The 10223-nt window shown below is 66.5% G+C and carries 3 protein-coding genes and 8 pseudogenes; 8 read left to right on the top strand and 3 right to left on the bottom strand.

Features of this window, described 5'->3' with window-relative positions; genetic code table 11:
- The 4 genes and pseudogenes from DTA15_RS17210 to nagZ form a co-directional block, all read left to right on the top strand.
- Positions 1 to 317: pseudogene (locus tag DTA15_RS17210) on the top strand (DNA repair protein RecO C-terminal domain-containing protein); the annotation flags it as partial.
- A gap of 9 nt (positions 318 to 326) precedes the next feature.
- Positions 327 to 1086 (top strand): annotated as a pseudogene (gene pdxJ, locus DTA15_RS17215) (pyridoxine 5'-phosphate synthase).
- A gap of 80 nt (positions 1087 to 1166) precedes the next feature.
- A pseudogene (gene acpS / locus DTA15_RS17220) lies at positions 1167 to 1600 on the top strand (holo-ACP synthase).
- Positions 1601 to 1616: 16 nt separating this feature from the next.
- Positions 1617 to 2645: a beta-N-acetylhexosaminidase gene (gene nagZ, locus DTA15_RS17225; protein ID WP_006485604.1), complete on the top strand. Its 1029-nt coding sequence runs from the start codon at positions 1617 to 1619 to the stop codon at positions 2643 to 2645.
- Positions 2646 to 2818: 173 nt separating this feature from the next.
- Here nagZ and DTA15_RS17230 read toward each other — a convergent pair.
- The 3 genes and pseudogenes from DTA15_RS17230 to earP form a co-directional block, all read right to left on the bottom strand.
- Positions 2819 to 4208: pseudogene (locus DTA15_RS17230) on the bottom strand (sigma-54-dependent transcriptional regulator).
- A 269-nt stretch (positions 4209 to 4477) separates the two neighbouring features.
- Positions 4478 to 5034: pseudogene (efp, locus tag DTA15_RS17235) on the bottom strand (elongation factor P).
- Positions 5035 to 5171: 137 nt separating this feature from the next.
- Positions 5172 to 6368, bottom strand: a complete 1197-nt coding sequence (gene earP, locus DTA15_RS17240) for an elongation factor P maturation arginine rhamnosyltransferase EarP (protein WP_111990725.1) — start codon at positions 6366 to 6368, stop codon at positions 5172 to 5174.
- Positions 6369 to 6444: 76 nt separating this feature from the next.
- Here earP and DTA15_RS17245 point away from each other — a divergent pair.
- The 4 genes and pseudogenes from DTA15_RS17245 to pgsA all read left to right on the top strand — a co-directional run.
- Positions 6445 to 6822, top strand: a pseudogene (locus DTA15_RS17245) (GIY-YIG nuclease family protein); the annotation flags it as partial.
- 198 nt (positions 6823 to 7020) lie between these two features.
- Positions 7021 to 7986: an IS110-like element ISBcen8 family transposase gene (locus DTA15_RS17250; protein WP_006476181.1), complete on the top strand. Its 966-nt coding sequence runs from the start codon at positions 7021 to 7023 to the stop codon at positions 7984 to 7986.
- Positions 7987 to 8002: 16 nt separating this feature from the next.
- Positions 8003 to 9661: pseudogene (locus tag DTA15_RS17255) on the top strand (excinuclease ABC subunit UvrC); the annotation flags it as partial.
- Between the two features lie 90 nt (positions 9662 to 9751).
- Positions 9752 to 10223 (top strand): annotated as a pseudogene (gene pgsA, locus DTA15_RS17260) (CDP-diacylglycerol--glycerol-3-phosphate 3-phosphatidyltransferase); the annotation flags it as partial.

A 10223-nucleotide genomic window follows, 5' to 3' on the forward strand; every position in this document is an offset into this window, starting at 1 on the left:
TGCAGGTGCTGCGCTCGTTCGAACGCGTGCTGCTGCGCGAGACCGGCTATGCGATGGCGCTGAACCGCACGGCCCGTCGCGCGGTCGAACCCGAGCGCCGCTACGTGTTCGATCCGGAGCGTGGCGTACGCAATGCGGACGACGACGTGCCGTCGCACTGGCCGGTCATCACCGGCCAGACGTTGCTCGACATGGAGCAGGACCATCGAGCCCAGGTTGCGCAGAGCAAGACGCTGATGCGCTTCCTGCTGAACACCTATCTCGGCGGTACGCCGCTCGCCACGCGTCAGATCCTGATCGACCTGCAAAACCTATGAGCTTCTTTCCTGACAACGCCCACCGCCATCGACCTCGGCGTGAACATCGACCACGTCGCGACGCTGCGCAATGCGCGCGGCACGCGCTATCCCGATCCGATCCGCGCGGCGCTCGCCGCCGAAGAGGCGGGCGCGGACGCGATCACGCTGCACCTGCGCGAGGATCGCCGTCACATCGTCGACGCGGACGTGCGCCAGTTGCGCCCGCTGCTGAAGACGCGCATGAACCTCGAATGCGCGGTGACGGCCGAGATGCTCGACATCGCTTGCGAAGTGCGTCCGCACGACGCATGCCTCGTGCCGGAGAAGCCGCGAGCTGACCCGAAGGCGGTCTCGACGTGGCCGGCACTTCGAGGCGGTGCGCGCCGCATGCAAGCAGCTCGCCGACGAGGGCGTGCGCGTGTCGCTGTTCATCGACCCGGACGACACGCAGATCCGCGCTGCGCACGAAGCGGGCGCGCCGGTGATCGAGCTGCATACGGGCCGCTACGCGGAAGCGCACGACGAAGCGGAGCAGCAGCGCGAATACGAGCGTATCGTCGCGGGCGTGCAGGCCGGCGCGCAGCTTGGCCTGAAGGTCAATGCGGGCGGGCTGCACTACACGAACGTGCAGCAGATCGCCGCGATCGACGGCATCGTCGAGCTGAACATCGGCCACGCGATCGTCGCGCACGCGATCTTCGCGGGCTGGGACAACGCGCGCGTGCGCGAGATGAAGGCGATCATGGTCGCCGCACGCGTCGCCGCGCTGCATGGCGGCGCGCGCTGACGATGCGAGGCCGCCGCGCCCCGCACGCCGTTGGCGACGCGTTTGACCCGGCCTCGCCGGCCACCCCGGCGGAGACTGACATGGCGATCTACGGCATCGGTACCGACATCGCGCAGGTGAGCCGCGTCGCGGCCGTGCTCGAACGCACGGGCGGCCGGTTTGCCGAGAAGGTGCTCGGCCCCGACGAACTGCGCGTGTTCCACGCCCGGCGCGCCCGCTCCGAGGCGCGCGGCATCGCGTTTCTCGCGACGCGCTTCTCCGCGAAGGAAGCGTTCTCGAAGGCGATCGGGCTCGGCATGCATTGGCCGATGACGTGGCGCGCGCTGCAGACGCTCAATCATCCAAGCGGCGAGCCGTACGTGGTCGCATCCGGCGAGCTGGCTGAATGGCTGGCCGCGCGCGGCATCACGCACGTGTGACGGTCAGCGACGAACGCGACTACGCGGTGTCGTTCGTGGTCGCCGAAACGGACGCCGCGCCTGGCACTGCACCTGTTTCCCGAACTTCTTCCTGACGGAATTCACGATTCGATGAAAACGACTCCCGGCCCGGTCATGCTCGACGTCGTCGGCACGACCCTGTCGCGCGACGATGCGCGGCGCCTCGCGCATCCGAATACCGGCGGCGTGATCCTGTTCGCGCGGCACTTCCAGAATCGTGCGCAACTGACCGCGCTGACCGATTCGATCCGCGCGGTGCGCGAAGACATCCTGATCGCCGTCGATCACGAAGGCGGGCGCGTGCAGCGGTTCCGCACCGACGGCTTCACGGTGCTGCCCGCGATGCGTCGCCTCGGCGAGCTGTGGGATCGCGACGTGCTGCTCGCGACGAAGGTCGCGACCGCCGTCGGTTACATCCTGGCCGCCGAGCTGCGCGCGTGCGGGATCGACATGAGCTTCACGCCCGTCCTCGATCTCGACTACGGGCACTCGAAGGTGATCGGCGATCGTGCGTTCCATCGCGATCCGCGCGTCGTCACGCTGCTGGCGAAGAGCCTGAACCATGGGCTGTCGCTTGCCGGCATGGCAAACTGCGGCAAGCATTTTCCCGGGCACGGCTTCGCGGAGGCCGATTCGCACGTCGCGCTGCCGACCGACGACCGCACGCTCGACGCGATCCTCGAGCAGGACGTCGCGCCGTACGACTGGCTCGGGCTATCGCTGGCCGCGGTGATCCCGGCGCACGTGATCTACACGCAGGTCGACAAGCGGCCGGCGGGCTTTTCGCGCGTGTGGCTGCAGGACATCCTGCGCGGCAAGCTCGGCTTCACGGGTGCGATCTTCAGCGACGACCTGTCGATGGAGGCTGCCCGCGAAGGCGGCACGCTCACGCAGGCCGCCGACGCCGCGCTCGCCGCCGGTTGCGACATGGTGCTCGTCTGCAATCAGCCGGATGCAGCCGAAGTCGTGCTGAACGGACTGAAGGCGCGGGCCTCGGCCGAGTCGGTGCGGCGCATCAAGCGGATGCGTGCGCGCGGCAAGGCGCTCAAGTGGGACAAGCTGATCGCGCAGCCCGAGTATCTGCAGGCACAGGCGCTGTTGAGCAGCGCGCTGGCGTAAGCGGGCAGGGCGGGCGCGGATCGTGTCGTTCCGGTCGCTCCAAATGAAAAAGCCGCGCAATCGCGCGGCTTTTTTACGGGTGGCGACAGCCTGATTCGAATGGTCGCCGGCACGGATTTGAACGCAACTAACGGTCAGATCCAGCCAGCGCCCGTATCCAGGGCGCCGTTCGCTCAGTTCACCTTCATCCGCTGCAGCTTGTTGTACAGCGTCTTCGGGCTGATGCCGAGCAGCGTCGCGGCGCGGTGGCGCGTACCGCCGACCGCGTCGAGCGTCGCGCGGATCAGCAGATCCTCGACGTCGGACAGCGGCGTGCCGACCTTGATCTGCACGCTGCTGCCGTTCAGCGCGGCGCCGGCGGAGAAGCTGGCCTCGCCCGCGCGCAGCGTCTCGATGAAGTCGCCCGATGCGTCGTACGCGAAGCGCACGCGTTCCTGCAGCTCGCGCACGTTGCCCGGCCATTCGTACGACAGGCATTCGCGCACGAAGCCTGGCGCCGCGCGCTTGTCGGTCGTGCTGCGGCCGGTTGCGCGCGCTTCGCGGTTCAGTTCGTCGATCTGCGCATCCGCGATCGCGAGTGCGTCGCCGTCGCGCTCGCGCAGCGGGGGCATCGTGATCGATGCCGCATCGAGGCGCAGCCACAGATCCTCTCGCAGTGTGCCGTTTGCCACCGCTTCACGCGCCGGGCGGCGCGTGGCCGCGATCAGCCGGAAATCGCTGGTGATCGAGCTCGTACCGCCGATCCGCATGAAGTTCTGCGAATCGAGCGCGTGCAGCAGCGCTTCCTGCAGCACGAGCGGCAGTGCGGTGATTTCGTCGAGGAACAGCGTGCCGCCGCCGGCTTGCTCGAACAGGCCCAACTCGCGGCGCTCCGCGCCGTCGAAGGCGCCGCGCTCGTGGCCGAACAGCACGCTGTCGAGCGACGCGCCATGGCGGCCGGCCTGCGCGAGCATCCGGCAGTCGAACGACACGAACGGCCCCTTGCGGCGCCGGCTCAGCTCGTGCAGCGTGCGCGCGGCCAGCTTCTTGCCGGTGCCGGCTTCGCCCGAGAACAGCACGGCCGTCTCGGTGCGGGCGTTGTGCTCGATCATGTCGTACACGTGCTGCATCGCGTCGCTGCGGCCGACCAGCGCGCCGAAGCGGCCCAGATGGCGCAGCGATGCCCGCAGCGACTGCACTTCGTCGATCAGTTCGTACGGGCGGGGAATCCGCGCGAGCAGGCTGCGCAGGCGCGGAATGTTGATCGGCTTGAGCAGGTAGTCCCAGATGCCGTGGCGCAAACCCTCGATGGCGCTCTCGACCGTCGCGTTGCCCGTCAGCACGATCACGGGCAGCGAGCCGTTCGGCTGTTGCTTGCGGCAGGTGCTGGAGCAGGTCGAAGCCGCTGGCCGTCCGGCAGGTTCAGGTCGACGAGCACGACGTCGGGAATCGAGCGGCCCGAGCGCCGTGCGCCGCTTCGGCGAGCGACGTGGCCGTGTCGACCGAGAAGCCGTCTGCGGCGAGCAGCGCGGTGAGGCCTGACAGGCTGTTGGGATCGTCTTCGACAATCAGGGCGTGTGGCATGGTGGACGCGGAGTCGAGTCAAGAGAGGCGGGCTGTCGGCCAGCGGGCCGCAGCCGCATGTCGGATTAAAGACTGATTTTATGCCCCGCCGAACGCGTCACGCGCATTATTTCTCCGGCGCTATAAAAACAGTTACCGATGATACAAATTGAATATCTTTACCGGTGGATTTTGTGCTGCTTATGGCGCCGGCTTGTGGCAGCTGTTGACGCCAGGCAAACAAAAAGCGCCCCGAAGGGCGCTTTGTTCGATGCGGATATCGCAGACGATTACGCGCGGCTGCGGTATTCGTTCGTGCGGTATCGATTTCGATCTTGTCGCCGGTGTTGCAGAACAGCGGCACCTGCAGTTCGAAGCCGGTCGCCAGCTTCGCGTTCTTCAGCACCTTGCCCGACGACGTGTCGCCCTTGACGGCCGGTTCCGTGTAGGTGATTTCGCGAACGAGGATCGTCGGCAGTTCGACCGAGATGGCCTTCTCGTTGTAGAACACGACTTCGCAAGCCATGCCGTCTTCGAGGTAGTTCAGCGCTTCGCCCATCATTTCGGCTTCGACTTCGTACTGGTTGTAGTCGGCGTCCATGAACACGTACATCGGGTCGGCGAAGTACGAGTACGTCACTTCCTTGCGGTCGAGCACGACGACGTCGAACTTGTCGTCGGCCTTGTAGACCGATTCCTGACCTGCGTTCGACAGCAGGTTCTTCATCTTCATCTTGACGACGGCGGCGTTACGGCCCGACTTGTTGTATTCCGTCTTTGCGATGACCCAGGCGTCGCTGCCGATCTGCACGACGTTGCCTACGCGGAGTTCCTGTGCGGTTTTCATAAAAACACTGTCCTGATCAAATCAAATAAATAGGTGCCTGAGCGGTGCACAACGGGTGAGGCGCCAAGCAGATGCGTTCCGGTGGGCGCCCAAAGCTCAAACGCGAGCGCTTGCGTGGTCAGCCGTCGGATAACCGCTTATTTTAACTGAGATTTTGCGTATTCCGCCAGCTTTCCGGCGAGATCGCCGACGGCCGCGAGCGCGTCGGCCCAGCGGATCGCATTGGCGTCCAGCGCGGCGCGGTGTTGCCAGAAATCGGCCCAGTCGGGCGTGCCGGCGCCGTTCCACGCATGCCAGAACCGTTCGAGCGCCGCGCGCGGCGCATCGGGGAGGCCGGCCGACAGGTGCGCGAGCGCGGCATCGAGCTTCGGCAGGTGCACGTCGTCGGCCTGCGGGTAGATGTGCCACACGAACGGCTTGCGCGCCCATTGCGCGCGGACGAACGAATCCTCGCCGCGCACGAAGTTGAGGTCGGCGACCCACAGCAGCGCGTCGTAGTCGGGCTGCGGAACGAACGCGAGCCCGTGGGCGGTCAGGTTGCCGCTGCGCGCGTGCGCGCCCGCCGCGAATGATTCGACCCCGAAAAAGCGCGCGACGGCCGGCGACACGCGCCCGGCGGGTACGAGCGCGAGGACCGGCGACGGGCCGTCGCGCCACTGCGCGAGCAGCGCGTCGACGGCCGGGTTCTCGTAGGCGAACAGGCTGACGACCGTCGTGCCGGGCGCCGGCGGCGCGCCGCCGGTCGCGTGCCGCCACCACGCGGCGCGCCGCTGCCGGGTCGGCGTCGAAGGCCGCGCGGCGGTGCGTCGAGGTCGCGCTCCTTCGGCACGCCGCCGGTGCCGGCCGACAGGCCCGGAAAGAAGAACGTCTTCAGCAGCGGGGTAGCGCGGATGCGGCGACGGCCGCAAATGGAAATCGGCGACCCAGTCCTCGGCGCTCAGGTATTCGAGGTTGATCCACACGGGGCGGCGCGCGCGTCGCGCCATCGCCGCGAGATACGGGCCGGGCAGCTCGCACGCGAACGCCTCGATCACGACATCGGCGATGTCCAGCGCGTCGCCGACTTCCGCATGCCAGTGCTCGATCACGATCGCGTCGACCGTCTGCCGGGTCGCGTCGGGGTCGACTTCCGGCAGCAGGCGCGCGAACGTGTGCAGGTCGTCGACGAACAGGCGAACCTGCCAGCCGTGCTCGTGCGCGAGCTGACGCGCGACGCGCCAGCACACGCCGATGTCGCCGAAATTGTCGATCACCGTGCAGAACAGGTCGCAGGCGATCGGTTCGCCCGGCGCGAGCGGCGCGGAAGAGAGTGGGGCAGCGGTGGTGCGTGGCATCGAAGCGGGCCGGTGAATGCTCTAAACTGGCGATTCTAATGGACCCGTTCCGCGTTACAAGGCGCCCGGATCACGCATGACATCCCCAGAAGCTTCCGATATTCCGTTCGAACCGAAGAAGATCCTTGCGCAGTTGCCGCACATGCCGGGTGTCTATCGCTATTACGACACGGCGGGCGCCGTCCTCTACGTCGGCAAGGCGCGCGACCTGAAAAAGCGCGTGTCGAGCTATTTCACGAAGACGCAACTGTCGCCGCGCATCGCGATGATGGTCACGCGCATCGCGCGCATCGAAACGACCGTCACGCGCTCGGAAGCCGAAGCGCTGCTGCTCGAGAACAACCTGATCAAGGCGCTCGCGCCGCGTTACAACATCCTGTTTCGCGACGACAAATCGTATCCGTACCTGAAGCTGACCGCGCACCGCTTTCCGCGGATGGCCTACTACCGCGGCTTGTATGTTCAGTACTGACCAGTACGGTAAAGTCTGGTGGTAGCCAGACGAGACCGTGCAGTTTGCCCCGCGCTTGGGTGTTGGAGCCCGTGACTGAGTACAAAACGCACGGTTGCCGTGCTGGTCTTCCTGAAGCCCGAACGGTTACGCGCGCCATTTACATCGAGTGCGCATGTACAAGCATGGGATCCGAAGATCATGTCTGCTCCTTCTGCCGTAACGGTCGGCATTGACGTCGCAAAAGCTCACGTCGATGTTTCCGTACTGGGTGCCAATCTGGACATCCGTCGATTCAACAACGATGCCGAGGGCCACTCGGCCCTGGCTGTTGCCCTTCAGCCGCTGAACGTGCAGTTGGTCGTGATGGAGGCGACCGGTGGCTACGAGACCGAGCTGGCGTGCGCCTTGCAAGGTGCGGGTTTGCCGGTCGCTGTCGTCAACCCTCGGCAAGCACGCGATTTTGCCCGCTCGATGGGACGTCTGGCGAAAACCGATGCCATCGACGCACGTATGCTTGCCGAACTGGCTTCCGTGCTACTGCGTCGGGACGATCTGTCCCGCTTGCTACGTCCCGTTCCCGACGAGCGGCAGCAGTGGCTGGCTGCACTGGTGACCCGACGGCGCCAACTACTCACCATGCTCCTTTCGGAGCGACAGCGGCTCCAGATCACGCCGGTTGGTCTGCATTCAAGTCTGCTGGCTATCATTGCCGCCATCCAGGCACAACTCGATGACATTGACGCTCAGATGGTCGCTCATGTACGCCAGCACTTCGGTGAACTCGACCGCCTGTTGCAGTCCACACATGGAATTGGCCCGGTATCCAGCGCCTGCCTGATCGCAGAACTGCCCGAATTGGGCCGGCTCAATCGCCGTCAGATTGCAGCCCTCGTTGGCGTCGCTCCCATTGCTTGCGATTCCGGCTTACGTAATGGGCGACGACGGGTTCAAGGTGGCCGCTTCGCGATCCGTCGCGTGCTGTACATGGCTACATTGACTGCCACACGCTACAACCCCGCCATCAGAGCCTTCTATCAACGCCTGAAGGCCGCCGGCAAACTGTCCAAGGTCGCGCTTGTTGCCTGCATGCGCAAGCTCCTAACCATGCTCAATGCCATGGTCAAAACCAACACGCCTTGGGACGATTCACTTCATCGGGCTTGACTCGGAAGACGGTTACTCAGTCGACAAGCAGAACCAGTATTTCGGGCCGTTCCCGAGTGCGTGGGCCGTGCGCGAGAGCATCCAGATCCTGCAGCGCGTGTTCCAGTTGCGCACCTGCGAGGATTCGGTCTTCAACAACCGCACGCGGCCGTGCCTGTTGCACCAGATCGGGCGGTGCACGGCGCCGTGCGTCGGCGCGATCTCCGACGAGGATTACGCGGTCGACGTGTCGAACGCCGCGCGGTTCCTGCTCGGCCGGCAGTCCGAAGTGATGAAGGAGCTCGAGCAGAAAATGCACGCGTTCGCGGCCGAACTGAAATTCGAGCAGGCGGCGGCCGTGCGCAACCAGATGAGCTCGCTCGCGACGGTGCTGCACCAGCAGGCGATCGAGGTCGGCAGCGACAGCGACGTCGACGTCCTGGCCGTCGTCGCGCAGGGCGGGCGCGTGTGCGTGAACCTCGCGATGGTGCGCGGCGGCCGGCACCTCGGCGACAAGGCCTATTTCCCGACGCACGTCGAAAGCGCACTGACGCTCGCCGAGGGCGGTCTCGGCGAAGAGGCCGAGCCGGCGGAGGCGGTCGATGCGACGGCCGACGCGGTGCCCGATCTGCCCGCGGAAGAGGCCGGCAGCGCGCGCGGCACGGCGGCCGCGGCGTCGGTCGAGGCCGAGGTGCTCGACGCGTTCATCGCGCAGCACTATCTCGGCAATCGCGTGCCGCCCGTGCTCGTCGTCAGCCATGCACCGGCGAGCCGCGACCTGCTGGAGCTGCTGTCCGAGCAGGCCGGCCACAAGGTGTCGCTGGTGCGGCAGCCGCAGGGGCAGCGGCGCGCGTGGCTGTCGATGGCCGAGCAGAACGCGCGCCTCGCGCTCGCGCGGCTGCTGTCCGAGCAGGGCTCGCAGCAGGCGCGTACGCGCGCGCTGGCGGACGCGCTCAGCTACGACAGCGACGATCTCGCGACGCTGCGGATCGAATGCTTCGACATCAGCCATACGATGGGCGAGGCGACGCAGGCGTCGTGCGTCGTCTATCACCATCACAAGATGCAGTCGGGCGAATACCGCCGCTACAACATCACGGGCATCACGCCGGGCGACGATTACGCGGCGATGCGGCAGGTGCTCACGCGCCGCTACGAGAAGATGGTCGAGCAGGCCGCGCAGGCGGCGGCCGTCGACGAAGCGGCCGGCATCGACGGCGAGTCGACGCGCCAGGCCGAGGCGTCGAGCCTGCTGCCGAACATCGTGCTGATCGACGGCGGCAAGGGCCAGGTCGAGATCGCGCGGCAGGTATTCACCGAGCTCGGCCTCGATACGTCGATGCTGGTCGGCGTCGCGAAAGGCGAGGGGCGCAAGGTCGGCCTCGAAACGCTGGTGTTTGCGGACGGCCGCACGCCGCTCGAACTCGGCAAGGAGAGCGCCGCGCTGATGCTCGTCGCGCAGATCCGCGACGAGGCGCACCGTTTCGCGATCACCGGCATGCGGGCGAAGCGGGCGAAGGCGCGCCAGACGTCGCGACTCGAGGAACTCGAGGGCGTCGGCGCGAAGCGCCGGCAGCGGCTGCTCGCGCGCTTCGGCGGGTTGCGCGGCGTGGTGGCCGCGAGTGTCGAGGAACTGGCGAGCGTCGAGGGCATTTCGCACGCGCTCGCCGAGCAGATCTACAAGCAGCTTCACTGACGCGGCCGTGCGGCCGGCGGCGTTGCCAGCGTTCTTGTGGCAGGCCGGTCGACACGGCACAATTGCGAATCCTTTACTGTCCCGCATGCCATGCCGTTCAATTTCCCGATTTTCCTGACGTGGGTACGGATCGTGCTGATTCCGCTCGTCGTCGGCGTGTTCTATCTGCCGGACACGGTGATGGGCGGCGCGCACCGCAATCTCGCGGCGGCGGCGATCTTCATCCTCGCCGCGCTGACCGACTGGTTCGACGGCTTCCTCGCCCGCAAGTGGAACCAACGTCGTCGTTCGGCGCGTTCCTCGACCCGGTCGCGGACAAGCTGATGGTGACGGCCGCGCTGCTGATCCTCGTGCAGATTTCGCGGGTCGACGCGGCGATCGCGCTGGTGATCGTCGGTCGCGAGATCGCGATTTCGGCGCTGCGCGAGTGGATGGCCCAGATCGGCGCGTCGAAGAGCGTGGCGGGTGAACCAGCTCGGCAAGTTCAAGACCGCGTGCCAGATGGTCGCGATTCCGATGCTGCTGTTCTACGGGCCGCTGCCGCTGGGGATCGTGACGATCG

The sequence above is a fragment of the Burkholderia cenocepacia genome, assembly GCF_900446215.1.
GTDB classification, from domain to species: domain Bacteria; phylum Pseudomonadota; class Gammaproteobacteria; order Burkholderiales; family Burkholderiaceae; genus Burkholderia; species Burkholderia cenocepacia.

Coding starts and splice junctions, on each gene's coding strand:
- nagZ (WP_006485604.1), top strand. CDS start 1,617: ATGAAAACGACTCCCGGCCCGGTCATGCTCGACGTCGTCGGCACGACC.
- earP (WP_111990725.1), bottom strand. CDS start 6,368: ATGCCACGCACCACCGCTGCCCCACTCTCTTCCGCGCCGCTCGCGCCG.
- DTA15_RS17250 (WP_006476181.1), top strand. CDS start 7,021: ATGTCTGCTCCTTCTGCCGTAACGGTCGGCATTGACGTCGCAAAAGCT.